A 25203-nucleotide genomic window follows, 5' to 3' on the forward strand; every position below is an offset into this window, starting at 1 on the left:
AATCTCCGCGAAGTGAGTCCAAATTTGTGCGTCGCACAAAGATTCTTGACTTTTTTGTGCGTTGCACTAATTGTGGGCAGAGTCAGGGAGCCGGGGCTTCCCGACGAGAGCCAGGGAAAAGGATTCCGAAATGTTCAAGGTTGAAGACTTTCAGAACTACGGGAAAGAGCACTTCGAGCAGTACGTCGCCTCCGCGACCTCGGTGCAGCACGGCCTCCAGGCGATCGCCAGCGCCTATGGCGACTATACGAAGAAGTCGTTCGAAGACACCAAGTCCTTCGTCGAGAAGCTTTCCGGCGTGAAGTCGCTGGACAAGGCCATGGAAGCGCAGACCGATTTCGCCCGTTCCTCCTACGAGACCTTCGTTGCGGAATCGCAGAAGATCGCCGGCCTCTACAACGACCTCGCCAAGCAGGCGTTCAAGCCGGTCGAGACCATCGTGTCGAAGTTCACCCCGGCTGCTCAGTAAATTTTTCAGGACGTCCTGGAATCGAAAAGCCCGGCTGAACCAGCCGGGCTTTTTGTTTGCACGCGCTCGATCCGTCAGCGCGCCACGCGCAGCTTCGACAGCGAGGTGCCGATGTCCTTGAACACCGAAACGGTCTGGCTGGCCGACGTGACGAGATAGAACTTGTCGGCGCTGCTGGCGCAATATTGCAGCACGCTCGAGGTCGGATCAGTGCCGGTGTTCACCTGCACCGTGTAGATCGTGATGTTGTTGGGCTGGGCCTTGGCATTGTCGCACAGCTTCTTCTCCCGCGCGTCGATCTGCGAGGAGTCGCTGTACCAGCGGTTCTGCGTGTTCATGCCGTCGGAGAGCAGGACGATCGCGTCCTTGTAGGTGTAGTTGGTGTCCTTGGCCGGCGCGTTCATGGGATCGCCGGTCGAGAGCGTCATCCAGCCCCAGGCGAGGCCGATGCCCTGGTTGGTGTTGCCGGTCGGGACCAGATTGCCGATCAGCGTCTTGAGCGCGGACCAGTCGTAGCTCAGCGGCATGATCGGTTGGATGTAGGCCGAATTGCTGGAATTGCAGTACGAATACTGCTCCGCCGGGAACAGCGTCGACGAGTTGCTGATAACCGGAGTCGTATTCTTGGTGTCGTAGTCCTGATCGCGGTCGGTGACGCATCCCGTCCATTTGTTGTGGTTCTTCGGCGTCCACGTCTTGCCCGCGCTGACGCAGCCCGACTGTTGCTTGTACCAATTGTCGCTGCAGCTGCCATTCACCGCTTCCCAGTCGCTCCAGTCGATCCAGGACTTGTCATAGTTGCTGCTGCCGACGTTGACGTCCTTGGAAAACGGAACCACCGAGATGTAGACGTCGCCGTTGGTCTTGGCGAGCGTGCTGAGCTGGTCGACCAGGTTCTTCGCGGCCGTCTGCATGGCCGGCATCTTACCGTCGTCGGCCATCGATCCCGTGACGTCGAGCACCAGGGCCACGCGCATGCGCGTCAGGCCCCAGGCGCTGGTGGAGGTGGTGTCGATGCCGAGTGTCGGGAAGCCGGCGATCTTCATGAAGCTGGTCGTGTAGGTGCCGGTTCCGGTGAGCTGGATCGTCGAGCCGATGCTGGTGCTCGCGGTATAAGTGGCCCCAACGGTGACCGATGGCAGGGTCGTGGTGTTGGTGAACAGGGCATTGAAATAGGTTTGCGCCTTGCTGCTGATCTGCGACGTCGTGATCGTGCCGGCCGACAGGTCCCTGGAGAGCATCAGCGCGGTGGAGTCGAGGGCCGACTGCATGGAGGCGCGGGCCTGGGCGGCGCGGCTATAATCGATCGCGGCACCGACGAAGCTCAGCACCGGGACCAGCGCGATGGCGAAGATCACGGCGATATTGCCTTGCTCGGCCGCTGCAAAGCGGGCGAATAGTCGACCAAGGCGGCTGACGAGGGGCGGGCGAGACATGACGATCCCCGAAATCTGTGTTTTGCCCGATTTCGCGCCACGCCATTGAACGGCAGGTAAATTGGACCGTAGAAAACCGGAGCGACCCGCGTGAAACCGCCGCAGCCGGGTTAACAGCCGGGGTTCCTGGTCAACATGTTCTAAACGCGCGGGGGCGAAATTTTTGTCAAATCGGTCCGGATTGTTTAACCTTGCTCCCGATCGCCCGGACCGGGAATCGGGACTGCTGTGGCCGCATCGGCCGGACCTTTGCACGCTTGCGGCGGGCCGGGGGCAGGCCCATATTGCTGGCGAACGATCCGGCTTGGACCGGATTGTCGGGAGCGGCGATCCAACAAGGCGGCGCGCCTGCGCCAGGCTCCGAAGGGCGGGGTCGTGCGGCGACTGCCATTCGCTTCCATGGGGAATTTGAACGCCTGAGCCATGCCGCAATTGACTTCCAGACTCGACCTGTCCGCCCCAGCCGCTGCCTACGCTCCTCGCATGAGCAATGACGAGAACCGTTCGGGCAACCCCTCGGGTCCGAACACTTCGGTCATTACCAAGGTCAAGCCCAAGACCAAACGGCCGAACCTCTACCGCGTGCTGATCCTGAACGACGACTACACGCCGATGGAGTTCGTCGTCCACGTGCTGGAGAAGTTCTTCAACAAGGACATCGAGGCCGCGACCAAGATCATGCTGCACGTCCACCATCATGGCATCGGGGAGTGCGGCGTGTTCACTTACGAGATCGCCGAGACCAAGGTAACGCAGGTGATGGATTTCGCCCGCAAGCACCAGCATCCGCTGCAATGCGTGATGGAAAAGAAATAGTCGCCGGTCGCGTTCCTTAGAGTGGTTCTGTTCGCGCGGCGTGTGATGGCAGCACATCCTGCTGCATGATCCGGTGAACTTCGGCGCCGGCGTCAACCCTGCCCAAATGGGTAGTCTGCCCAAATCGGAACGGGTTTTGCATCGAAAATACCGCGGGTGTGTCGCTGCCGGAGTCGCGGAACCGGTCTTTCGCGGCGGTCTTGTATAACTATATGTGACAAAGGTTGTTGTTGCCTGACCGGGCGATCACGACCATGATGGTGGGGGCCATAGAGGACGCGAATGCCGACTTTTTCCCAAAGCCTTGAACAATCCCTGCATCGTGCACTGGCGATCGCAAACGAACGTCATCACCAATACGCGACGCTCGAGCATCTGTTGCTCTCCCTGATCGACGACTCCGATGCAGCCGCCGTCATGCGCGCCTGTAGTGTCGATCTCGACAAGCTCCGCACGAGCCTGGTTAATTATCTTGAGACCGAGTTCGAGAATCTGGTCACCGATGGCGCCGACGACGCCAAGCCGACCGCCGGCTTCCAGCGCGTGATCCAGCGCGCCGTGATTCACGTGCAATCCTCCGGTCGTGAAGAGGTGACCGGCGCCAACGTGCTGATCGCGATCTTCGCCGAGCGCGAGAGCCACGCCGCGTATTTCCTGCAGGAGCAGGACATGACGCGCTATGACGCGGTCAACTACATCAGCCACGGCATTGCCAAGCGGCCTGGCGTCTCCGAGGCGCGGCCGGTGCGCGGCGTCGACGAGGAGACCGAGACCAAGGGTGCCGAAGACGCCAAGAAGAAGGGCGAGGCGCTCGAGACCTATTGCGTCAACCTCAACAAGAAGGCGCGCGACGGCAAGATCGACCCGGTAATCGGACGCAACTCCGAGATCAACCGTGCGATCCAGGTGCTGTGCCGCCGGCAGAAGAACAACCCGCTGTTCGTCGGCGAAGCCGGCGTCGGCAAGACCGCGATTGCGGAGGGCCTCGCCAAGCGCATCGTGGACAGCGAGGTGCCGGAAGTTCTGGCGGCTGCCACCGTGTTCTCGCTCGACATGGGCACGCTGCTCGCGGGCACGCGCTATCGCGGCGACTTCGAAGAACGCCTGAAGCAAGTGCTGAAGGAGCTCGAGGCGCATCCCAACGCCATCCTGTTCATCGACGAGATCCACACCGTGATCGGTGCCGGCGCGACGTCGGGCGGGGCGATGGATGCCTCGAACCTGCTCAAGCCGGCGCTGGCCTCGGGCACCATCCGCTGCATGGGCTCGACCACCTACAAGGAATACCGTCAGCACTTCGAGAAGGACCGCGCGCTGGTGCGGCGCTTCCAGAAGATCGACATCAACGAGCCGACGGTCGAGGACGCGATCGCGATCCTCAAGGGTCTCAAGCCGTACTTCGAGGACTACCACCGGCTGAAGTACACCAACGAGGCGATCGAGGCCGCGGTTCAGCTCTCCTCGCGCTACATCCACGACCGCAAGCTGCCGGACAAGGCGATCGACGTGATCGACGAGTCCGGTGCGGCGCAGATGCTGGTGGCCGAGAACAAGCGCAAGAAGACCATCGGCATCAAGGAGATCGAGACCACGATCGCCTCGATGGCGCGGATTCCGCCGAAGAGCGTCTCGAAGGACGATGCCGAGGTGCTCAAGCATCTCGAGCAGACGCTGAAGCGCACCGTGTTCGGCCAGGACAAGGCGATCGAGTCGCTCGCGGCATCGATCAAGCTGGCGCGTGCCGGCCTGCGCGAGCCGGAGAAGCCGATCGGCTGCTACCTGTTCTCGGGTCCGACCGGCGTCGGCAAGACCGAGGTTGCAAAGCAGCTGGCGGCAAGCCTCGGCGTCGAGCTGTTGCGCTTCGACATGTCCGAATACATGGAGCGGCACACCGTATCGCGCCTGATTGGTGCGCCTCCCGGCTATGTCGGCTTCGACCAGGGCGGCTTGCTCACCGACGGCGTCGACCAGCATCCGCATTGCGTGGTGCTGCTCGACGAAATCGAGAAGGCGCATCCCGATCTCTACAACGTGCTGCTCCAGATCATGGATCACGGCCGGCTCACCGACCACAACGGCAAGCAGGTCAATTTCCGCAACGTGATCCTGATCATGACCACGAACGCGGGGGCTTCCGATCTCGCCAAGCAGGCGTTCGGCTTCACGCGCTCGAAGCGGGAAGGCGACGACCACGAGGCGATCAACCGGCAGTTCGCGCCGGAATTCCGCAACCGTCTCGATGCCATCGTCTCGTTCGGCCATCTCAGCGTCGAGGTGATCGGCACCGTGGTCGAGAAGTTCGTGCTTCAGCTCGAAGCCCAGCTCGGCGACCGCGACGTCACCATCGAGCTGTCCGAGCCCGCCAAGGCCTGGCTGGTCCAGCATGGTTACGACGAGCAGATGGGCGCACGTCCCATGGCCCGCGTGATCCAGGAACACATCAAGAAGCCGTTGGCTGACGAGGTGCTGTTCGGCAAGCTGAAGGGCGGCGGCCATGTTCGCGTCATCCTGGTCAAGGACGAGGCTGACGAGACCAAGGACAAGATCGGCTTCGAATACGTCGAGGGGCCGGTCACGCCGAAGCAGGAGAAGCTCCCGGGCACCCGCAAGCGCCCGCCGGGCAAGTCCAAGCCGGGCGGCCCCGGCGGCTCGAAGGGGCCGACCTCCAAGGGCCCGCTGGTCAAGGCTTGATCGGCACGCCATGAGAATTGAAAAGGCCGGCTGAAAAGCCGGCCTTTTTGTTTCTGTGGCTGGGTGAGAGCCCCTACGTTCCGGCTTCGGGTGCGGCCGCAGGCGGCCGTGGCTTCTTCGGCGCGGCCGGCCGTGCGCGAACCGACGGCTGCATCGTCACGATGACCGGATTGGGCTTGTGATCGGTGGCCGCCCCCGTTGCGGCATCGACGCCCATGCCGACCACGCCGCCGAGCAGGAGATTGCCGGCGAAGCCCGCGGCCCCTGATGTCTGTACGTCCCGGCTGAGCGGCACGATCTGCGGCTCGTAGCCTTCCTTCTGGAAGGTGATCGAAATGTCGGCATTCCGCTTGACGACCACGGAGCAGGGCGTCGTGCAGGTGGTCGGAACTTCCATTCCGCTGACGACGGCTTCCACGCCTGACGGTGTCGATGAGATGCTGATGTTTTCGGTCGTGCCGCGCGTCACAGACGCGCAGCCGCCCAGCATGACGCTGAGCGCCACAATTCCCAATGAACGCATGAAGTGCCCCTTATTCCCCGCGCCAATCAACCGCAACCGGAGCGCGAGGGCAATAGGTCATTGGTCCGGATAGTTAAGCCACGCAGCGGTTGTGCACGGGAATGGCCGGTACCTGGACGTGGGGCTCCGTCAGTCGCCCCGCAGGCGCTGATCGTCCTGCACGCGGACGTGTTCGGCGCCGCGCGCGCCAACCGGAGACAGCCGCAGCATGCTCAGCACCGCGCCGCAGAGTGCAAACCCGACGCCTGCAAGGAGCGCCAGCCTGGTCCCCTCAACCGGATACCGTCCGAGCAACAACGCCACCAGCGCGGCGCCGGTGGTCTGGCCGAGCAGGCGTGCCGTGCCCAGCATGCCGCTGGCGCCGCCTGCGCGCTCGCGCGGGGCGGCAGCGATCATGGTGCGGTTGTTGGGCGTCTGGAACAGACCGAAGCCGGCGCCCGCCAACGCCATGCGCCAGATCACGTCGAACGGTGCGGGGTCTGCGGGCAGGAAGGCGAGCGCGGCAAGGCCGCAGGCGAACAGCGTGAGGCCGATGCCGCCGAGCAGGCCGGCCGGATAACGCTCGACCAGGCGGCCGGCGAGGGGCGCTGCGAACGCCACGGCGATCGGCCATGGCGTGATCAGGAGGCCCATATGGACCGCCGAATAGCCGAAGCGGCTCTGGAGGTAGAAGGGGATGGCGACGAAGGCCAGCATCTGCCCGCAGAACGAGGCGATCGAGGTCGCGATCGACAGCGCGAACACCGGGATGCGCAACAGGTCGACCGGCAGCAGCGGCGAGGTTATGTGGGTTTCGCGCCAGATCAGCAGCGCGCCTGCGACGATGGCGATGGCGAACTGCACGAGGCAGGTGATGGCGGCCTCGCCATGACCGACGCTGTCGACGGCCGCGATCCCGACGCCGAAGGTGATCGCCGAAAGCCCCGCGCTCTGCCAGTCGAACGAATGGCTGGCGGGCTTTGTGTGCGGCAGGCTGCGCAGGCCCAGCACCAGCGTCACCGCGCCGAGCGGCACGTTGATGGCGAACAGCCACGGCCAGCTTCCGACCGCCAAGATGCCTGCGGCGAGCGTCGGGCCGATGGCGGCCGAGAAGGCGACGACGAGCGCGTTGAGCCCGATGCCGCGGCCGAGCTGGCTGCGCGGGTAGGTGAAGCGCACCAGCGCCGCGTTCACGCTCATGATGCCGGCCGCGCCAAAGCCCTGGATGATGCGCGCGATCGTGAGCAGGGGCAGCGTATGCGCCAGCGCGCAGAAGGCGGACGCCAGCGTGAACAGCACCAGCCCGACCAGATAGACGCGGCGATAGCCGACGATCTCGCCGAGCGAAGCCAGCGGCAGCAGCGAGATCGTGATCGCGAGCTGGTAACCGTTGACGATCCAGATCGAGAAGGCTGGACTGGCGTCGAGGTCGGCCGCGATCGTCGGCAGGGCGACATTGGCGATGGCGCTGTCGACCACCGCCATGATGATGCCGAGCGCAATGGTCAGCACCGCCTGGTTGCGCTGCGGCTGCGGCAGGCCGTCGGCATGCTCGATGGGGGCGGACGACATGATGGAGGCGCGCTTGATTCGAGCCGTGTTTCATCTCCGAATAGGAAATTGCCGGATTGACGGCAACCCGTCAGGCTTTCCGCAGTTCCCGCAACGGAAGCACTCGTAACGGCTCGGCAAACACAAAGATTCTTGCGCTAGACCGCCGGCGGATTGCGGTCGGTAAAGGTCGTGCGCTGGTGCCAATAGGGATATGGCAGCGTTACCTTGCTCGCGGCGTCGAGCTTGGCGATCTGGTCGTTGGTCAGCGACCAGCCGACCGCGCCGAGATTTTCGCGCAGCTGCGTCTCGTTGCGCGCGCCGATGATCAGCGTCGACACGGTCGGGCGCTGCAGCAGCCAGTTCAGCGCGATCTGCGACACGCTCTTGCCGGTTTCCTTGGCGACCTCGTCGATGGCATCGACGACACGATAGACGTGTTCGTCCGGCACCGGCGGGCCGAACTCGGCGGTCTTGGGCAGGCGGCTCACCTCGGGCTTCGGCTGGCCGCGGCGGATCTTGCCGGTGAGGCGTCCCCATCCGAGCGGCGACCAGACCACGGCACCCAGCCCCTGGTCGAGGCCGAGCGGCATCAGCTCCCATTCGTAATCGCGCCCGATCAGCGAATAATAGGTTTGGTTGGCGACGTAGCGCGGAAAGCCGTGCTTGTCGGCAACGGAGAGCGACTTCATCAGGTGCCAGCCCGAAAAATTCGAAACGCCGACATAGCGGATCTTGCCGGCGCGCACGAGCGTATCGAGGGTCGCGAGCACCTCCTCGGGCGGGGTGAAGGCGTCGAAGCCGTGGAGCTGGAACAGGTCGATGTAGTCGGTGCCGAGCCGGCTCAGCGAACCGTCGATGGCTGCGAGCAGATGCTGCCGTGACGAGCCAATGTCGTTGGGGCCGTCGCCGAAGCGAAACGTGGCCTTGGTCGAGACCAGCACCTTGTCGCGGCGGCCCTTGATGGCCTCGCCGAGAACGCGTTCGGACTCGCCGAGCGAATAGACGTCCGCGGTGTCGAACATCGACACGCCGGCCTCGAGGCAGATGTCCAGCAGGCGCCGCGCCTCGGTCGCGTCGGTCGTGCCCCACGCGGCAAGGCGGCCGACGCCGCCGAACGTGCCGGTGCCAAGGCTCAAAGCGGGCACCATGAGGCCTGACCGGCCCAAGCGTCGGTATTCCATCGATATGCTCCTCGGCTGGCCGCTGATTGATCGTTGTCGCCTTGGCGCTGAGGTTAGCGCAAGCGGGTGCCTTGTCCTATCACGCGCTCACATACCGGCCTTGCTCGGACGCCCTAATCGTGCCGAAGCATGTCGTCGAACGCGGCATCAACGATGTGCGGGCCGACAATCTTCGCCGAAAGTTTCGCCTCGTCCCTTGCCTGGGATGGGAGAGCGCAGCCGAGCTCTCGATTGCGCGTCTGCTGCGGCAGGAGAGTCAAACCCCATCCCACCACGACCAGCACGGCGAGATGGATCGCGATGACGCTCAGTAACAGCTCCGTTCCGCTGATCGTGGCCTGAGTCCTCATGCGTCGCAGCCTGATCCCCGCGGCAACACAAGACAATCTGGAATTGGCGAGCGTTGCCTTCGTCCAGGACGAAGGCTTGCGAAGATGGCTGCTCAGTGCCGCAGCTGGCTCTGCCTGAAGTCGCGCGGCGACATCCCGAAATGCTCGCGGAAGACCCGGCCGAAATGCGAGAGGTCGTTAAAGCCCCAGGCGAAAGCGATCTCGCTGATGTGGCGATGGACGAGCATGGGCGAGGCGAGGTCGCGCCGGCACTGCGCAAGGCGCTCGGCGAGGACGTAACGTTGGAACGAGGTCTGCTCGTCGGCGAGAAGATCATTCACATAACGCGGCGAGATGCCGAGCGCGGCGGCGGCCTCCGGCAATGAAAGGTCGGGGTCGGCGAGATGGGCGCGGACATGCGCCTTGAGCCGGTAGATCAGCGCGGAGCGATGGGTCGAAGATGGCAGCGACGTCTTGCCGAGCCGCTCGCTCAGCGCCATCGCGAGCAGGTCGACCGCCTGTTCGGACAGAACGGCGGCGTTGCCAGGGGCGAGCCGGTCGGCGCTCTGGCAAAGCCGGAAGATGAAATCATAGGCGAGCCGCTCGAGCGGTGCCTCAGTGCCAAACGACATCGCCGTCAGCGTCTCCGTGCCGCCGAGCCGGCGCTGCAACATCTCGCGCGGCACCTTGAAGATGGTCTGCGTAAAAGCGTCGTTGAACTTCAGCTCATAGGGGCGCGTGGTGTCGTAGAGCGCGAACTCGCCGGGATGAACCACGGTCTCACGGCCGTCCTGCACCACGCCGCCATCGCCGCGATGGCCGAGCGCGACCAGGACGAAATCCTGATCCGAGCGCGCGATGCGGGAGGGCGTGCGGAACACATGCTGGCGGTCGGAGCAGACCTCGGAGCACACCGCCTTGCCGAGCGGGATTTGCGTCACCGAGCCGCGAAAGGCGCTGCCGAGATCGGACTTGCAGTCGAGCCCGACGAAGACGTCGCAGACGATGTCCTGCCAGAGGGCGAGCCGCCGGTAGCCGGGGCTGCCGTCCGTCGTGAACTGGATTGGCATCGGCAGGCCTCCCTTTCACATCCAGCGAAATCGCATGTTGGCGCAGATCCAGCCCGATCCGAGGCAAAACCCGTACCGGGCCGAAATCCTGGCCGGTCGAGTTTTTGTTCCGCCGCGGTCGAGCGGCCGGTTGCCCGCTTTGGCCCAATAGACTGCATCGGAGATGGCTTCCGATCAACCGGCAATGGAGGCGGCAATGGGCATCGAACATCCGAAATACAAGGTGGCGGTGGTGCAGGCGGCGCCGGCCTGGCTCGATCTCGACGCCTCCATCGACAAGTCGATCGCGCTGATCCGGGACGCCGCCGAGAAGGGCGCCAGGCTGATCGCTTTTCCCGAGGCCTTCATCCCCGGTTACCCCTGGCATATCTGGATGGACTCGCCGGCCTGGGCAATCGGCCGCGGCTTCGTGCAGCGCTATTTCGACAACTCGCTGTCCTATGACAGCCCGCAGGCCGAGCGGTTGCGCGATGCCGTACGCAAGGCCAAGCTCACCGCCGTGATCGGCCTGTCCGAACGCGACGGCGGCAGCCTTTATCTCGCGCAATGGCTAATCGGGCCCGACGGCGAGACCATCGCCAAGCGCCGCAAGCTGCGGCCGACCCATGCCGAGCGCACCGTCTATGGCGAGGGCGACGGCAGCGATCTCGCAGTCCACGCGAGGGCCGACATCGGCCGTCTCGGCGCGCTGTGCTGCTGGGAGCATCTGCAGCCGCTGTCCAAATACGCGATGTACGCCCAAAACGAGCAGGTGCACGTCGCGGCCTGGCCGAGCTTCTCGCTCTACGATCCCTTTGCGCCGGCGCTCGGGGCCGAGGTCAACAACGCCGCCTCGCGCGTCTATGCGGTGGAGGGCTCCTGCTTCGTGCTGGCGCCTTGCGCGACGGTCTCGCAGGCCATGATCGACGAGCTCTGCGATCGGCCGGACAAGCATGCGCTGCTGCATGCCGGCGGCGGCTTTGCCGCGATCTACGGTCCCGACGGCAGCCAGATCGGCGACAAGCTGGCGCCGGATCAGGAGGGGCTATTGATCGCCGAGATCGACCTCGGCGCCATCGGCGTTGCCAAGAACGCGGCAGATCCGGCCGGGCATTATTCGCGGCCCGACGTGACGCGGCTGCTCCTGAACAAGAGGCGGTACCAACGCGTCGAGCAATTTGCGTTGCCGGTGGACACCGTCGAGCCCACGGACATTGCTGCGGCAGCGAGCTGATCACCGAGATCGAGAGGAGGGTACGATCATGGAATCCGCAATTCCTCAGCATCTCGAGACCCAGCGCACGCGCCACAAGCGCGTGCCTGATGATTACCAGCCGCCATATCCGTCCTTCGTGGCGCGCTACAAGCCGACCGTGAGCCGCGTCGTGATGGCTTATTTCGGCGTGCAGTATCGCGGCGCGGCGCCGGCGGCCGCAACGGAGGCGCTTGCCGAAATCGCGGGGCGGTTCGCTGCGCAAGGCGGACCCTCCCATTGGGATCGCGCGCGCTATGTCGACCAGGCCGGGCACGAGACCTTCGTCTCGGTCGCCTATTGGGACGACGTTGCGCGCTTCGACGCCTGGTTCGAACCGGCACGCGCGGCATGGACCGGGAGGCGGCGCGAGGGTGTCGGCACCTTCATCGAGGTGCTGCGTCCCATTGTGGCGCGACACGAGACGCTGTTCTCTTCGCCCGACCGGACCGAGGGTGTCGCGGCCATCGCTGGCGGCATGAGCGGCGAGGTGCAGGAGCACGCTTATTGGGGCGGCATGCGCGACCGTATCCCGCTGTCGCAAACCGACGCGATGACGCCCGGCGGCGCGCCGGAGCTGATCCGGGACGGCGCGCGGCTACGCGTGAGGGCGCACGACAATCTCTGCCTGATCAGATCCGGACAGGATTGGAGCGATACCGAGGCATCCGAGCGAAAGCTCTATCTCGACGATGTCGAGCCGGTGCTGCGCGAAGGCATGGATTTCCTGCGCGACGACGGTCTTGCGATCGGCTGCTATGCCAACCGCTACATGCAGGTGCTCCAGGCCGACGGCCGCGTGAGCGAAAAGTCCTACGGCCAGAGCTGGTGGAAGAGCCTGGCGGCGCTCGAACGCTGGGCGGAGTCGCATCCGACCCATGTCAGGATTTTTGGCGCGGCGATGAAATATCTGTCGACGCTCGGGCCGTCAGCCAAGCTGCGGCTCTATCACGAGGTCACGGTGGCGGCCGCCGACGAGCAGTTCTTCGAATATCTGGACTGTCACCCGAAGACCGGGATGCTGGCGGCGATCGAGACGGTCGTCGCTTAGACGACGCAGTGGCCGAGCAGCTCGGGATGTGCGGCGCAGATGTGATGCGCGCCGGCGTCCCTGAGCTCGGTCTCGCTGCCATAGCCATAGAGCACGCCGATCGCGGTCATGCCGTTGGTGCGGGCGCCGATCACATCGTGGCTGCGGTCGCCGATCATGATGGCGCTGCTCGCGTCGACCTTGGTCTCGTCGAGCGCGTAGCGCAGCAGATCGCGCTTGTCGACGCGGGTGCCGTCGAGCTCGGAGCCGAACACACGCTCGAAGTACGGCTTCAGGCCGAAATGATCGACGATGCGGGTGGCGTAGACCGCGGGCTTGCTGGTTGCGACGAACATCCGCGGCGTCGTGGCGGCCACCGCGGCGAGCGTGTCGTGGATGCCCTGGTAGAGCGCATTCTCGAACAGGCCGACCTCGGAAAACCGCTCGCGGTAGAGTAGCAGCGCCCGGTCAGCAAGTTCGTCGGTTCCGACGAGCCTCTTTAGGCTGGCATGCAGCGGCGGCCCAATGCACCAGGTCAGCTCGTCCTGGCTCGGGACCGGCTGGTCGAGTTTTTTCAGGGCATACTGGATCGAACCGGTGATCCCGGGCTTTGGATCGGTGAGTGTGCCGTCGAGATCAAAATAGATTGTCCGCATTTTGGCCGAGCTCAGCGTTGATTGTTCCGGCCGTTGCTAGTTGCCTTGGGGCCCGAGTTCAAGGGCTTGGAGCGAAATGCAGCTTGGTGGGGTCCAGAAGCTGATCTGGCAGTTGCTCGTGGCAGCGTTCGTCTGCACGCCGGCGCTGGCCGAGGACGCACCGGTTCCTCCCACGCAGCTCGGCCCCGAAGCCCCCGCAAAACCGTCGCCATCGCCCGATTCGGCGCGCGAGAGCGACACGCGGGAGTCGATCTGCCTGATCATCGAGGCCGCCGCACGCGATGCCAATCTCCCGCTGGAATTCTTCGCCCGGGTGATCTGGCAGGAAAGCCGCTTCCAGGCCGACGCGGTAGGCCCGACGACACGCAGCGGCGAGCACGCACAGGGGATCGCGCAGTTCATGCCAGGCACCGCGAGCGAGCGCGGTCTGCTTAATCCGTTCAATCCGGTGCAGGCATTGCCGAAGTCGGCAGAGTTTCTGAATGAGCTGCGCAACCAGTTCGGCAATCTCGGCCTTGCGGCCGCTGCCTACAACGCAGGTCCGCGGCGCGTGCAGGAATGGCTCGCCGGCACCGGCGGCATGCCGGAGCAGACCCGCAACTACGTCTACGCGATCACTGGGACGAGCGTCGATGCCTGGGCCAAGGCGGGTGCGACCGGCAAGGGCCCGCCGAGCGCGCCGCCGACCAGCTGTCGCGACCTGATGGCGCTGCTCAAGCGCGCGCCGAATGCTTTCGTCGCCGAGCTCGAGCAGCATGTCGAGCTGGCGGCCGCAAAAGCCTGGGGCGTGCAGCTCGCCGCCGGTTTCGACCGCAACAGGGCGCTGGCGATGTATTCCCGCGCCGTCACGCGGCTCGGCACCGCAATCGGCGACCACGATCCGAGCCTTTTGAGCTCGGTGATGCGCAGCCGCGGCACCCGCGCGTTCTACCAGGTGCGCATCGGTGCCGACACGCGCAGCGAGGCGGATGATCTCTGTAACCGGATCCGGAAGGCCGGCGGGGCGTGCTTCGTGCTGAAGAACAAGGGCGTGAGCGGGTAGCTCCAATCGTCATTCCGGGGTGCCTTCTTGGGCACGAGCCCGGAATGACAGCGGTGCGGTGGGTGTGTCGCGCATGCCAGCCCCGCCGCCTGTTTCCTTGACGCGAGCCGCCGCATCGCCCGTTATGCAAGCACGATTCCTCACCCGGCCAAGACTTCCGTGGCGCTCCCTCCGCTCGATTCACCGCAATGGAATAGTCCCTGGCTTGCTTTCGGCTGGGGGCTGCGCTCGATCACGCAGACGATCCTCACCATCGTGCTGTTCGTGACCTATCTCGGCATCGGTGCGCTGGCCCATGACACCCATTTCAGCCTGGTCTGGGCGCTCGCCTCGACGCTGTTCGTCTGGGCGGGGCCGGCGCAGATCATCCTGATCACCACACTGGGCTCCGGCGCCACCATCATCCAGTCCGCGATCGCGGTGACCGTCAGCGCTATCAGGCTGTTTCCGATGGTGGTCTCGGTCTTGCCGCTGATGCGCACGCCGACGACCAAACGGCGCGAGCTGGTCTTTGCCGCGCATCTCACCGCGGTGACGTTGTGGGTCGAATGCCACCGCTTCCTGCCGCTTGTGCCGCGTGAGCGGCGCATCGCCTTCGTTCACGGGCTCGGCTGTGGCCTCGTCTCGGTGTGCCTCGTCGCCAACACGGTCGGCTATTTCCTCGCCGCTAATCTAACGCAGACTCTTGGCGCGGCGATCCTGCTGCTGACGCCGCTGTCCTTCCTGTTCTCGACTGCGCGCAACAGCCGCGAAGTGGCCGATGTCGTCGCGCTCGTGCTGGGCATCTTGCTGTATCCGCTCGCCGCGAAGATGAGCTCCGGCGTCGATATCCTGATCAGCGGGGTGGTGGCCGGCACGATCGCCTATGGCGTGCATTGGTGGCGCGAGGTGCGCGCATGAGCTTTGCGCAAGCGATCGGCGACTGGCACGCGCTGGCGGTGCTGTTCGTCGCCGGCGTCATTCCCAACCAGATATGGCGCATGCTGGGACTGTGGTTCGGCGGCGGCATCGACGAAGGCTCCGAACTGCTGGTCTGGGTGCGGGCGGTCGCCACCGCGATTCTGGCCGGCGTCATCGCCCAGATCGTGGTCGAGCCGCCGGGGGCGCTGGCGAGCGTGCCCGATACCCTACGCTATGGCGCGGTTGGCGCTGGCCTCGTCGTCTTCCTGCTGACCCGCCGCTCGATCTTTGCGGGCGTGGTGACCGGTGAAGTCTTCATGCTGGCCGGCAAGTGGTGGTTGGGCTAAAACCGCCGGCGAACAGTCAAGGAACAGGAAATATGGTTCGCGAACAGGAGCTCCGCGAGGGCGAGGTCGCCATCGAGCTGCCACCGACGCAAGATGCCGGTCTCGTCTTCATCGGGCGTATTCGTACGCCCTGGACCTCGCGGCTGGAGACGCCGCGGCAGGGGCGTCAGGATGGTCCGATCTGCCGGCTCGAGATCTTCGAGCCGTTCGTGCCGGCCATCAAGGGGGTCGATTTCTACAGCAATCTCGAAGTGCTCTACTGGCTCGACCAGTCGCGCCGCGACATCATCCTGCAGAGCCCGAAGAACAACGAAAAGACCCGCGGCACGTTCTCGCTGCGCTCGCCGGTGCGGCCCAATCCGATCGGCACGTCGATCGTGAAGCTGGTCGGCATCGAGGGCAATGCGATCCTGGTGCGCGGTCTCGATTGCATCGACAACACGCCGCTGATCGACATCAAGCCCGACCGCTGCGAGTTCACGCCATTGGCGGCGCCGCAGCCGGGGGATTTCGAGACGGAGTAATCTGTCATTCCGGGGCGTGGCGAAGGCGCGAGCCCGGAATGACAATCAGCTCTTCAACGCCGCGATCAGCTTCGCCGCGTGCTCTTCCAATACCTTGGCGTCTTCCTTGCGGCTGGCGGGCGGCAGCATCGCCACGCCGTCGTGGCGCGGCATCACGTGCATGTGCAGGTGAAACACCACTTGTCCGCCGGCGGGCTCGTTGAACTGCTGGATGGTGATGCCGTCGGCCTTGAACGCCTTCATTGCAGCCGCCGCGATTTTGTGCGCGCCGCGGGCGACGTGGGCGTAATCGTCAGGCTTGATGTCGAGGATGTTGCGGGCGGGGGCCTTCGGGATCACCAGCGTGTGGCCAGGCACGCGCGGCATGATGTCGAGGAACGCGAAGACGTGCTCGTCCTCATAGACCTTGGAGCAGGGCAGCTCGCCGCGCAGGATCTTGGCGAAGATATTGTTGGTGTCGTAGGCGGTCATGGCGGCTCCCCAAGAACTTTGCGCTTGGAATTTTGCGCTTACTGTCACCAGCCGCGGCAAATCGTCAAGGCGCCTCGTCGGCGCCTTTCCGGAACGGGCCGAGACCGGCAAGCTCCCGTCCGGCCTCTGCGACGTACGCGCGCTCGCGCTTGAGGTAATCATCGATCGCGCGGCGCAGGCCGGGATCGGCGATGAAGTGCGCGGAATGGGTGGTGCGCGGCAGGTAGCCGCGCGCGATCTTGTGCTCGCCTTGCGCGCCGGCCTCGACATGGGTGAGGCCGCGTTTGATCGCGAAATCGATCGCCTGGTAATAGCAGACCTCGAAATGCAGGAACGGATGATGCTCGACCGCGCCCCAGTTGCGGCCGAACAGCGTGTCCGAGCCGATGAAGTTGATCGCGCCCGCGATCCAGCGATCGTTGCGGCGGACCATCACCAGCAGCACGTCCTCGCTCATGGTCTCGCCGATCAGCGAGAAGAACTCGCGCGTCAGATAGGGACGGCCCCATTTGCGCGACCCGGTCTCCATGTAGAACATGAAGAACGCATCCCAGGCGTCCTCGGTGATGTCCTTGCCGGTGAGCCAGTGGATCGTGATCCCGGCGGGAAGCGCGTCGCGCCGCTCGCGCTTGATCGACTTGCGGTGGCGCGAGTTCAGCGTCGCCAGGAAGTCGTCGAAGCCAGTAAAGCCCTCATTGTGCCAGTGGAACTGCTGGTCCGTGCGCTGCAGGAATCCATGCTCGGCGAGCAGCTTCCACTCGGCCTCCTGTGCGAAGGTGACGTGGACGGAGGAGGCCTTGCTGACGCCGCAGAGCGCCACCAGCCCGCTCGCCAGTGCGTCCATGATGCGCTCGTGATCGACGCCGTCACGGACCAGCAGGCGCGGGCCTGTGGCCGGCGTGAAGGGAACCGAGACCTGCAGCTTCGGATAGTAGCGCCCGCCGGCGCGCTCATAGGCGTCCGCCCAGCCGCGGTCGAACACGTACTCGCCTTGCGAATGCGATTTCAGATAGCAGGGCACGACACCGGCGACGCGGCCGTCGACCTTGGCCACGAGATGCCGCGGTCCCCAGCCGGTGCGGATTGTCGCCGAACCGGATTTCTCGACGGCGGACAGAAAGGCGTGCGAGACGAAAGGGTTATAGGCGGGTTTTAAAAGGCCGAGGGAGTCGCCTGGAAGTCCAGATGAGGTTCCCGCGCCAAGCCCGTTGCAGGCCTTTTCGTTAAGAGCCTTTTCGTTAAGAGCCTTGCCGGGATTGGCACAGGCGTCCCAGTCCTCCGGGGATACCTCACCAATCGAAGGTACGGCCTCGAGCGTGATTTCGGATGATGCCATTGTTGCCCAAGATCGTGCATTGCAGCAGCGACTTCAAGGGGGCGGGAGCGCAGCTCTCGTGCCCCGGACGCAGCGTAGCGCTCCGGCGATGCGAGGCATCGTCCGCGCTGCAGAGCCGGGCCCATCTCACCGCGTAGCGTGCCGCCTTCTGGGTCCCGGCTCTGCGCCGCAACGCCAAAGCGTTGCAGCTTGTCCGGGACACGAGACCATTCCTACGGCACGAACCCCTCAAAGATCATCTGATCGGCATGTTGCCCGACCCGTGTCCGCTGCTCCGGGGTGCGGACGGTCCAGCCGAGCAGGGCGCAGCCGAAGACGTTGCGGGCGATCCAGGGAGCGGGGGCCGGGAGGTCGTCGACCCTGAAGGCAACGAAGTGGGGCTGGGTCTGAAAGCCGTGGCGCAGATACAGCATGCTGTCGCGCTGTTCCTGCGTGAGCTTGGCCCAATAGTCGTCCTCATAGGTCCGCTGCGCGACGATGCCGCGCGGGCGGGAGGGCAACAGCTTGCGCAGTGCCAGCACCTGGTCGGGATCGAACGACATGCCGACGGCGGGGCCGTCATAGGACGCCAGCACCTCGGCCATCCGCTTCACCAGCTTGCGGTCGCCGCCAAAATGGCTCTTCACCTCGATCACCAGCGGGACCCGGCCGGCGACCATGGCGCAGAGGTCGGACAGCGACATCATTCGCTCGTCCGTGTCCTTGAATTTGACAGCCTTCAGCTCCGCCGCGGTCTTCGACACGACCTCGCCGGTGGCCTCGGTGAGGCGGCCGAGCGCATGGTCGTGATGCACCATGGCCTCGCCGTCGGCCGAGAGCTGGATATCGACCTCGATCGAAAAATTGCCCGATATCGCAGCCTGCACCGCGCCGGGCATGTTCTCGACAACGCCGCGGGAAATGTCATGCAGGCCGCGATGAGCGACCGGCCGGGCTGTCAGCCAATCAGGAGCGCGCATGCGCGTCAGGCGACCTCGAACACGCCATCGACCTCGACCGCCGCGTCTGCCGGCAAAGAGGCGACGCCGACGGTGGTGCGGGCATGGCGGCCCTTGTCACCGAAGGCGGCGACCATCAGGTCGGAGGCGCCGTTGAGCACCTTCGGCCCATCCAGAAAATCGGGGGCCGAGTTGATGAAGCCGCCGAGGCGCACCACGCGCACCACCTTGTCGAGGTCGCCGAGCGCCGCCTTGACCTGGGCCAGCAAATTGACCGCGCAGCCGCGGGCCGCCGCCGCGCCGTCTTCGATCGAGACGCCGGCGCCCAACTTGCCCTTGGCGATCAGCTTGCCGGCGGGGTCGAAGCAGACCTGGCCGGAGACGAACAGCAAATTACCGGTGCGCACGAACGGGACGTAATTGGCCACAGGGGTAGGGGCCTCGTGCAGCTTGATGCCCTGTTCCGCCAGCTTTTGCTCGACCGTGCCCGCCATGTTCGACCTCGTTGTCCAGAAATTCCATTCGCCCCGGCGCATCCGTGGGAGGCCGGCCGCGCCCTGTTTCGCCCATCGTGCCGCCACATGCAAGCAAACCGCAGCAGGCTGCCTTTGCCGAGGCGAGGCCGCAGGTTCAACGGCAGGGCCGCAACTTTACGTGAAACGGCCTCAGTTGCGACGCAATGGAACGGTCATTAAAATGTCGAATCTGCGCATCCCAAGGACGCGCCCCCAAGGAACAGACATGGTGCACCTTTTCCGGACTTCGCTCGGTGTAATGGCGCTCGCGGCGGCCAGTTTCGGACTTGGCGATTTAGGCCTTGGCGACGCCGCGCAGGCCGCCAATGGTCCGTTCCTCGCGCACCAGGCCCTCTACGACTTGAGCCTGGTGAAATCGCGCTCCAATTCGGTGAGCAGCGCGCGGGGCCGAATTCTCTACAACTTCACCGGAAGCTCGTGCGAGGGCTACACCTCTGAATTCCGCCAGGTGTCCGAGCTCGACAGCGGCGAGGGTAAGGTCACGCTGAGCGACCTCCGCTCCAACTCGTGGGAAGATGCCGGGGGGAAAAGCTACCGCTTCAAGATCGAGACCCGCATGAACGAGGCCGATGCCGGCCGCGTCGACGGCTCGGCCGAGCGCGACGGCGACCACATCAATGTCAAGCTGAAGCTGCCGGCGCCCAAGAACTTCACGCTCGACGGCAAGATCGTGTTCCCGACCGAGCAGATCCAGCGCATCATCGCCGCCGCCAAGGATGGCAAGCCGCTGCTCGAGCTCTCCGTCTATGACGGCTCCGACGACGGCCAGAAGGTCTACAACACGCTGACCGTGATCGGCCAGCCGATCCCCGCCGACCGCGCCGCCGCGCCGGATCCGTCGACCTCCGACGAGCACATGAAATCGCTCAAGCGCTGGCCCGTTACGGTCAGCTATTTCGACCGTGAGGCCCAGCAGAAAGAGGGCGAGCAGACGCCGGTCTATGCGATGGCGTTCGAGCTCTACGAAAACGGCGTCTCGCGCCAGCTCGTGCTCGATTACAACGACTTTGTCATTTCCGGCGCGATGGGCAAGTTCGACGTCAAGGACAGCAAGCCCTGTAATTGAGGGATTGTTGCTACAGCTGCGTACCGCGCACACCATCACCGTCACCCTGAGGTGGCCGCTTCTTCAGCGGCCCTCGAAGGGCGACGGCCCGGCCGTATCAGCGGGGCCGTGCATCCTTCGAGGCTTCCCATACGCCGCTTCGCGTCGCATGGCGCGCACCTCAGGATGACGGTGCACGAGTGTTGCGCGTCGCATCTAGCTCTTGTCATGATCTCCCGCTACGCTCCCTCCTAACCAAAAACCTCAGGGAGCCAGCCCATGCCCAAGCTCGATCATCTCCGCCCCAGCGGCCTGCATCACAATCCCGCTTATTCCCACGTCGTCACCGCCACCGGCGCGCGCACCATCTACATTTCGGGCCAGGTGTCGGTGGATGAGGAGGGGCGGATCGTCGGCGAGGGCGATATCGCCGCGCAGACCACGCAGGTGATGCAGAATCTCGGACACGCGCTGAAAGCGGCCGGTGCGAGCTATTCCAACATCCTGAAGATCACGACCTTCGTCGTGAACTACAAGCCGGAGCTGCGCCCGATCATCGGCAAGGCTCGCTCGGCCTTCTTCGAAGGCATGGAGCCGCCGGCGTCCACGCTCGTTGGCGTTTCCGCGCTGGCAGCCCCGGAGTGGCTAATCGAGATCGAGGCGGTGGCCGTCGCGGATTGAGGTTGCGTAGGATGGGTAGAGCGCAGCGAAACCCATCCTACTTGGTTGCAGACAAATCTCGCAGAACAGCCATCGCTTCCTCAGCCCTGTCGTCGGGCACAAACAGATGATCGTGATGGAAGGCCGACACGGCGTTCACACTGATGCCGGCGTCGGCGAGGCGCGCAGTGATCGCAGCCAGGAAGCCGACCGCATCGAGCGCAGAGTGAACCGTCAGGGTGATCAGGCGTGAGGGGAACGCGTAGCGAAGCCCCGCCGCTTCGGCCTCTTCGCGAGGGATCACGAGCGTCGTGCCTTCCTGTTCGCGGAACGTCAGCAGCGGTTTGAGTGCTTCGGGAATGGCCTCGCTGGTCGGGATCGTGCAAAATACGAAGGTCCCGTCCAGCATCTTTGGCCTCATGTGTCTCAGCAGCGCGCCGAGATTGTGCTCGCTCGTCATGGTGCCAGCTCCTGCAGGATCGTTTGAGCCCTTGCGCAGCTATCGGCGCCGGCGGCTGTTGAGGCCATGACAGGCATACGTTCGTATATCTCCCCGAATCCTTCTCATGCCCTGACCTTACGCTCGTACAATTGAGTGACGGCGGCGGATTCTTACAATTTGAGTCCACTCGGGTCACTACGAGGAAGCTCAATGAATGTCGTCATTCGAAAGCTCAACGGTTTGTGGCACCTCATTGTCGGGTCTTGTCAGATCCGAACTCCGTTCCTGGAAACGCAGGATCGGCAGCTGGTCGTCCAGTATGCCAGGCGCGCCTATCCGGGTGCACGGATCTTTGAACGCGACTGAGCAGAGCAGGTCCCGATCACTCCTGCGCCTTCTCCGGCCCCTCATACGCGATCCCGCGGATCACCGCGGCGCTGCCGAATTTCTTGCGCAGGCTGTCCACCGCGCGCTCGGCGTGGGCGGCGCGGCGGTCGAGCATGTCGGTGTCGTCGGCGGGCGAGCCCTCGCGCAGCGCGCTGACGCCGGCGCCCATCAGGCGGAAGGCGGTGCCGTCGATCTCCTTGGCCAGCATCTCGCGGCAGATCGCAAAGATCTTTGCGGCGAGCTGGGTCGGGGCCGCGATCGATTGCGAGCGGGTGCGCTGGCGGAAATCTGCGGTCTTCAGCTTCAGCGTGACGGTCAAGCCGGCGAGCTCGCTGCTCTTGAGCCGCGACGAGGTCTTCTCGCACAGCCGCCACAGGATCTTCTCCAGCGTCGCGAAATCGCGGATGTCGGTCTCGAAGGTGGTTTCGCTCGATATCGTCTTGGCGCCCCGGTCAGGCTCGACGCGGCGGTCGTCGATGCCGCGCGCGAGCCGCCACAGCCGGCGGCCATCGCTCGGAAACTGCCGCATCATCTCGATCTCGTCGGCCTTTTGCAGATCGGCGATGATGCGGAAGCCGCGCTGCACCAGGCGCTCCTGCGTCGCAGGTCCGACGCCGAAGATGAAGCCGACTGGCTTCTCGGCAAGCATCGATCGCGCTTCCTCCTGGTCGAGCGCGGCGAAGCCGCGCGGCTTGTCGAGGTCGGAGGCGATCTTGGCCAAAAACTTGTTGCAGGACAGGCCGACCGAGACGGAGATGCCGATGTCGCGCTCGACGTCGCGGGCAAAGCGCGCCAGCACCTTTGCCGGGATCATGCCGTGCACCCGTTCGGTGCCGGAGAGATCGAGGAAGGCCTCGTCGATCGAGAGCGGCTCGACCAGCGGCGTCAGCGCCTGCATGGCCTGGCGCACCTCGCGGCCGACGCGGACATATTTGGCCATATCCGGCGGGATCACGGTCGCGTGCGGGCAGGCCTCCAACGCCTTGAACATCGGCATGGCCGAGCGCACGCCGTAGGTGCGGGCGATGTAGCAGGCGGCCGACACCACGCCGCGTTTTCCCCCGCCGATGATGACCGGCTTGTCGGCAATGTCAGGATTGTCGCGCTTCTCGACCGTCGCATAGAAGGCGTCGCAGTCGATGTGGGCGATGGTCAGGCCCGCGAGCGCGCGGTGGCGGACGAGGCGAGGGGAACCGCAGGCGGAACAGCGCCGCGTGCCCATGTCGAGATCGGCCGAACAATCCCGGCAGAAGCAACGAGGCCCGGCCGGGTCGGGAACGGTCACGGCACGTCGCGATCCCAGGAGGGGTCGCCGAGCGCGTCGCCGAGGACCTGCCGCGCCGCCGCGACGTTGGTCGGATGCAGTTCCGCGTTCGAGGCAAAGGCCTTCACGGTGGCGTCATCGCGCAGCACGAAATCGAGCACGCTGAGCAGGAAATTGGGGTCCGCGGCGGCATTGCGCAGGGTCTCCGGACCGACCCCTGTCTCGGCCAGAAACAGGCCCAGCCGCTCGGGATCGCTCGCAACGAAAGAGAGCGCCTGAATCGCAACGATTTCAGCGACTTCGCGGGGGTTGTGAACAGGCTTTTTCAAGGGGACGGTTTGCCTTTCCGTTAACTTTCGGTCTCTAATTTGGAATCATCATGCCCGAGTCTCGGCCCTGAGTCTTCCGACCCCAGGCAAGCAACTGGAAACCACATCGCGGAAAGTCGACCCTCGGGTTTAACGAAACTCAAGCGAATCTGAGGCTAGTTTGAATCCAGTTTTCGAAGCGCCGGCGAGCGGCGCCTGAGGCGTTACATGTATGGGTCTGCGGACCAATCAGGAGGGCGGGATGGCTAAGACCGTCCTGATCGTGGAAGACAACGAGCTCAACATGAAGCTCTTCCGCGACCTGTTGGAGGCGCACGGCTACCAGACCTCCGGCACCAGCAACGGCTTCGAGGCGCTCGACCTCGTTCGCAAGATGCGGCCCGACCTCGTGCTGATGGATATCCAATTGCCGCAGGTCTCCGGCCTCGAGGTGACGCGCTGGATCAAAGACGATCCGGAGCTGCGCGCCATTCCCGTCGTCGCGGTCACGGCGTTCGCGATGAAGGGCGACGAAGAGCGCATCCGCGAGGGCGGCTGCGAGGCCTATTTGTCCAAGCCGATCTCGGTCGGCAAATTCATTGAGACGGTCCGGCGTTTTATCGGATAGGAAGTGAGTTCACAGTGTCCGCGCGTATCCTGGTTGTCGATGACGTTCCTGCCAACGTCAAACTCCTCGAAGCCCGCCTGTCCGCCGAATATTTCGATGTGATGACCGCCTCGAACGGCACCGAGGCGTTGGCGATCTGTCATCGCGCTGAATGCGACATCATCCTGCTCGACGTGATGATGCCCGACATCGACGGTTTTGAAGTTTGCCGCCGCCTCAAGACCGATCCGGCCACGCACCACATTCCCGTCGTGATGGTGACGGCGCTCGACAGTCCGTCCGACCGTAACCGGGGGCTGGAAGCGGGCGCCGACGACTTCCTGACCAAACCCGTCTCCGACGTCGTGCTGATCGCGCGGGTGCGCTCGCTGACGCGGCTGAAGATGATGACCGACGAGCTGCGCATGCGCGCCATCACCTCGCTCGAGATCGGCATGCAGGCGCCCGAGCGCAGCGCCGTGGCCGATACCGGCAAGGGCGGCCGCATCCTGCTGGTCGACGACCGTCCGTCCTCCTACGAGCGGCTGGCGACGATCCTCGCCGCCGAGCACACCATCGACGTCGAGCCGAACCCGACGGAGGCGCTGTTCCACGCCGCCGAGGGCAATTACGATTTGCTGATCGTCTCGCTCGACCTCAACAATTTCGACGGCCTGCGCCTGTGCAGCCAGGCGCGCTCGCTGGAGCGCACGCGCCATGTGCCGATCCTGGCGATCGCCGACCCCGAGAACTCGACGCGGCTGCTCCGCGGCCTCGAGATCGGCGTCAACGACTATCTGCTGCGTCCCATCGACAAGATCGAGCTGCTGGCGCGGGCCCGCACCCAGATCCGCCGCCGCCGCTACACCGATCATCTGCGCGACAACGTGCAGAACTCGATCGAGATGGCGATCACGGACGCGCTCACCGGCCTGCACAATCGCCGCTACATGGAGAGCCATCTGGCGACGCTCGCCGAGCAGGCTTCGACCCGCGGCAAGCCGCTGGCGCTGATGATCCTGGACATCGACTTCTTCAAGTCCATCAACGACAATTACGGCCACGACGCCGGCGACGACGTGCTGCGCGAATTCGCGGTGCGGGTGCGCAAGTCGATCCGCGGCATTGACCTGGCCTGCCGCTATGGCGGCGAGGAGTTCGTCATCGTGATGCCGGAGACCGATCTCCACGTCGCCGGCATGGTCGCCGAGCGCCTGCGCCGCTCGATCGCGGGCGAGCCGTTCGCGATCCACAAAGGCGCCAAGCGCATCGAGGTCACGATCTCGATCGGCCTCACCACGCTGGAGCAGAAGGGCGAGGCGGTCGCCGACGTGCTCAAGCGCGCCGACACCGCGCTGTATCGGGCCAAGCACGACGGGCGCAACCGCGTGGTATCGCAGGCGGCGTGAGGGCCGCCCGCGCAAAATTCGC

28 protein-coding genes are annotated in these 25203 nt (G+C 64.7%); 14 read left to right on the forward strand and 14 right to left on the reverse strand.

Going from position 1 to position 25203, the window contains the following annotated elements; all coding sequences use genetic code 11:
- Positions 1 to 130 precede the first annotated feature (130 nt).
- A complete protein-coding gene (locus GGD66_RS23530; RefSeq protein ID WP_183234518.1) occupies positions 131 to 469 on the forward strand; it encodes a phasin family protein in 339 nt (112 codons plus the stop codon).
- Between the two features lie 74 nt (positions 470 to 543).
- Here GGD66_RS23530 and GGD66_RS23535 read toward each other — a convergent pair whose 3' ends face one another.
- Entirely contained in the window at positions 544 to 1905 is a 1362-nt protein-coding gene (locus GGD66_RS23535) for a TadE/TadG family type IV pilus assembly protein (protein ID WP_092257705.1), read from the reverse strand.
- A gap of 483 nt (positions 1906 to 2388) precedes the next feature.
- Here GGD66_RS23535 and clpS point away from each other — a divergent pair, with 483 nt between their 5' ends.
- Both clpS and clpA read left to right on the forward strand, forming a co-directional pair.
- Complete coding sequence (gene clpS / locus GGD66_RS23540; protein ID WP_026202494.1) at positions 2389 to 2721, forward strand: ATP-dependent Clp protease adapter ClpS; 333 nt, start codon at positions 2389 to 2391, stop codon at positions 2719 to 2721.
- A 282-nt stretch (positions 2722 to 3003) separates the two neighbouring features.
- Complete coding sequence (clpA, locus tag GGD66_RS23545) at positions 3004 to 5412, forward strand: ATP-dependent Clp protease ATP-binding subunit ClpA (RefSeq protein ID WP_092257702.1); 2409 nt, start codon at positions 3004 to 3006, stop codon at positions 5410 to 5412.
- 73 nt (positions 5413 to 5485) lie between these two features.
- Here the strand turns inward: clpA and GGD66_RS23550 are convergent, their stop codons facing one another.
- From GGD66_RS23550 to GGD66_RS23570, 5 genes are all read right to left on the reverse strand, one after another.
- Positions 5486 to 5935: a PEGA domain-containing protein gene (locus tag GGD66_RS23550; protein ID WP_092257699.1), complete on the reverse strand. Its 450-nt coding sequence runs from the start codon at positions 5933 to 5935 to the stop codon at positions 5486 to 5488.
- Between the two features lie 129 nt (positions 5936 to 6064).
- Entirely contained in the window at positions 6065 to 7486 is a 1422-nt protein-coding gene (locus tag GGD66_RS23555; protein WP_183259118.1) for an MFS transporter, read from the reverse strand.
- A 137-nt stretch (positions 7487 to 7623) separates the two neighbouring features.
- Positions 7624 to 8649: an aldo/keto reductase gene (locus tag GGD66_RS23560; RefSeq protein ID WP_183259119.1), complete on the reverse strand. Its 1026-nt coding sequence runs from the start codon at positions 8647 to 8649 to the stop codon at positions 7624 to 7626.
- 113 nt (positions 8650 to 8762) lie between these two features.
- On the reverse strand, positions 8763 to 8999 hold the full coding sequence (locus GGD66_RS23565; protein ID WP_183259120.1) for a hypothetical protein: 237 nt from the start codon (positions 8997 to 8999) through the stop codon (positions 8763 to 8765).
- A 92-nt stretch (positions 9000 to 9091) separates the two neighbouring features.
- On the reverse strand, positions 9092 to 10048 hold the full coding sequence (locus tag GGD66_RS23570; protein ID WP_183259121.1) for a helix-turn-helix domain-containing protein: 957 nt from the start codon (positions 10046 to 10048) through the stop codon (positions 9092 to 9094).
- 196 nt (positions 10049 to 10244) lie between these two features.
- Between GGD66_RS23570 and GGD66_RS23575 the strand changes: the two genes are divergently transcribed.
- On the forward strand, positions 10245 to 11261 hold the full coding sequence (locus tag GGD66_RS23575) for a carbon-nitrogen hydrolase family protein (RefSeq protein ID WP_092257802.1): 1017 nt from the start codon (positions 10245 to 10247) through the stop codon (positions 11259 to 11261).
- A 28-nt stretch (positions 11262 to 11289) separates the two neighbouring features.
- Entirely contained in the window at positions 11290 to 12330 is a 1041-nt protein-coding gene (locus GGD66_RS23580) for a phenylacetaldoxime dehydratase family protein (protein ID WP_092257685.1), read from the forward strand.
- Here the strand turns inward: GGD66_RS23580 and GGD66_RS23585 are convergent.
- A complete protein-coding gene (locus GGD66_RS23585; RefSeq protein WP_092257682.1) occupies positions 12327 to 12965 on the reverse strand; it encodes an HAD family hydrolase in 639 nt (212 codons plus the stop codon). The genes GGD66_RS23580 and GGD66_RS23585 overlap by 4 nt on opposite strands.
- A 76-nt stretch (positions 12966 to 13041) precedes the next feature.
- Here GGD66_RS23585 and GGD66_RS23590 point away from each other — a divergent pair, with 76 nt between their 5' ends.
- The 4 genes from GGD66_RS23590 to tsaA all read left to right on the forward strand — a co-directional run bounded on the left by GGD66_RS23590 (position 13042) and on the right by tsaA (position 15778).
- Entirely contained in the window at positions 13042 to 14007 is a 966-nt protein-coding gene (locus tag GGD66_RS23590) for a lytic transglycosylase domain-containing protein (protein ID WP_092257679.1), read from the forward strand.
- A 159-nt stretch (positions 14008 to 14166) separates the two neighbouring features.
- Positions 14167 to 14907, forward strand: a complete 741-nt coding sequence (locus GGD66_RS23595) for an AzlC family ABC transporter permease (protein ID WP_018321136.1) — start codon at positions 14167 to 14169, stop codon at positions 14905 to 14907.
- Complete coding sequence (locus GGD66_RS23600; RefSeq protein ID WP_018321135.1) at positions 14904 to 15254, forward strand: AzlD domain-containing protein; 351 nt, start codon at positions 14904 to 14906, stop codon at positions 15252 to 15254. Before GGD66_RS23595 ends, GGD66_RS23600 begins: the two co-directional genes overlap by 4 nt.
- A gap of 32 nt (positions 15255 to 15286) precedes the next feature.
- On the forward strand, positions 15287 to 15778 hold the full coding sequence (gene tsaA, locus GGD66_RS23605; RefSeq protein WP_018321134.1) for a tRNA (N6-threonylcarbamoyladenosine(37)-N6)-methyltransferase TrmO: 492 nt from the start codon (positions 15287 to 15289) through the stop codon (positions 15776 to 15778).
- Between the two features lie 45 nt (positions 15779 to 15823).
- On the opposite strand, the gene GGD66_RS23610 is transcribed toward tsaA, so the two are convergent.
- The 4 genes from GGD66_RS23610 to GGD66_RS23625 form a co-directional block, all read right to left on the reverse strand.
- On the reverse strand, positions 15824 to 16249 hold the full coding sequence (locus tag GGD66_RS23610; protein WP_092257674.1) for an HIT domain-containing protein: 426 nt from the start codon (positions 16247 to 16249) through the stop codon (positions 15824 to 15826).
- A gap of 64 nt (positions 16250 to 16313) precedes the next feature.
- Positions 16314 to 17585 (reverse strand): GNAT family N-acetyltransferase, encoded by a 1272-nt coding sequence (locus GGD66_RS23615; protein WP_183259122.1) that lies wholly within the window; start codon positions 17583 to 17585, stop codon positions 16314 to 16316.
- 212 nt (positions 17586 to 17797) lie between these two features.
- On the reverse strand, positions 17798 to 18544 hold the full coding sequence (locus tag GGD66_RS23620; RefSeq protein WP_183232098.1) for a glycerophosphodiester phosphodiesterase: 747 nt from the start codon (positions 18542 to 18544) through the stop codon (positions 17798 to 17800).
- A 5-nt stretch (positions 18545 to 18549) separates the two neighbouring features.
- Positions 18550 to 19017, reverse strand: coding sequence for a RidA family protein (locus GGD66_RS23625; RefSeq protein ID WP_018321130.1), 468 nt, complete (start codon positions 19015 to 19017; stop codon positions 18550 to 18552).
- A 247-nt stretch (positions 19018 to 19264) separates the two neighbouring features.
- Between GGD66_RS23625 and GGD66_RS23630 the strand changes: the two genes are divergently transcribed.
- The gene (locus tag GGD66_RS23630) at positions 19265 to 20125 is read left to right on the forward strand and encodes a cell envelope integrity EipB family protein (RefSeq protein WP_183232099.1); all 861 of its coding nucleotides are present in this window, start codon (positions 19265 to 19267) and stop codon (positions 20123 to 20125) included.
- Between the two features lie 258 nt (positions 20126 to 20383).
- A complete protein-coding gene (locus GGD66_RS23635; protein ID WP_183259123.1) occupies positions 20384 to 20785 on the forward strand; it encodes a RidA family protein in 402 nt (133 codons plus the stop codon).
- A 37-nt stretch (positions 20786 to 20822) separates the two neighbouring features.
- Here GGD66_RS23635 and GGD66_RS23640 read toward each other — a convergent pair whose 3' ends face one another.
- Entirely contained in the window at positions 20823 to 21224 is a 402-nt protein-coding gene (locus GGD66_RS23640; protein ID WP_183232101.1) for an ACT domain-containing protein, read from the reverse strand.
- A gap of 192 nt (positions 21225 to 21416) precedes the next feature.
- Between GGD66_RS23640 and GGD66_RS23645 the strand changes: the two genes are divergently transcribed.
- Positions 21417 to 21572, forward strand: coding sequence for a hypothetical protein (locus tag GGD66_RS23645; RefSeq protein ID WP_008548553.1), 156 nt, complete (start codon positions 21417 to 21419; stop codon positions 21570 to 21572).
- A gap of 16 nt (positions 21573 to 21588) precedes the next feature.
- On the opposite strand, the gene GGD66_RS23650 is transcribed toward GGD66_RS23645, so the two are convergent.
- Complete coding sequence (locus GGD66_RS23650) at positions 21589 to 22878, reverse strand: DNA polymerase IV (RefSeq protein WP_092257653.1); 1290 nt, start codon at positions 22876 to 22878, stop codon at positions 21589 to 21591.
- Positions 22875 to 23186 carry a DUF3572 domain-containing protein gene (locus tag GGD66_RS23655; RefSeq protein WP_183259124.1) on the reverse strand — a complete coding sequence of 104 codons (312 nt, stop codon included), beginning with the start codon at positions 23184 to 23186 and terminating at the stop codon, positions 22875 to 22877. The genes GGD66_RS23650 and GGD66_RS23655 overlap by 4 nt, the downstream gene beginning before the upstream one ends.
- Positions 23187 to 23427: 241 nt before the next feature.
- Here GGD66_RS23655 and GGD66_RS23660 point away from each other — a divergent pair, with 241 nt between their 5' ends.
- Both GGD66_RS23660 and GGD66_RS23665 read left to right on the forward strand, forming a co-directional pair.
- Entirely contained in the window at positions 23428 to 23793 is a 366-nt protein-coding gene (locus GGD66_RS23660) for a response regulator (protein ID WP_183259125.1), read from the forward strand.
- A gap of 14 nt (positions 23794 to 23807) precedes the next feature.
- Entirely contained in the window at positions 23808 to 25181 is a 1374-nt protein-coding gene (locus tag GGD66_RS23665) for a PleD family two-component system response regulator (protein ID WP_183259126.1), read from the forward strand.
- The last annotated feature ends 22 nt before the right edge of the window (positions 25182 to 25203 follow it).

This window comes from Bradyrhizobium sp. CIR48 (assembly GCF_014198315.1).
Taxonomy (GTDB): domain Bacteria; phylum Pseudomonadota; class Alphaproteobacteria; order Rhizobiales; family Xanthobacteraceae; genus Bradyrhizobium.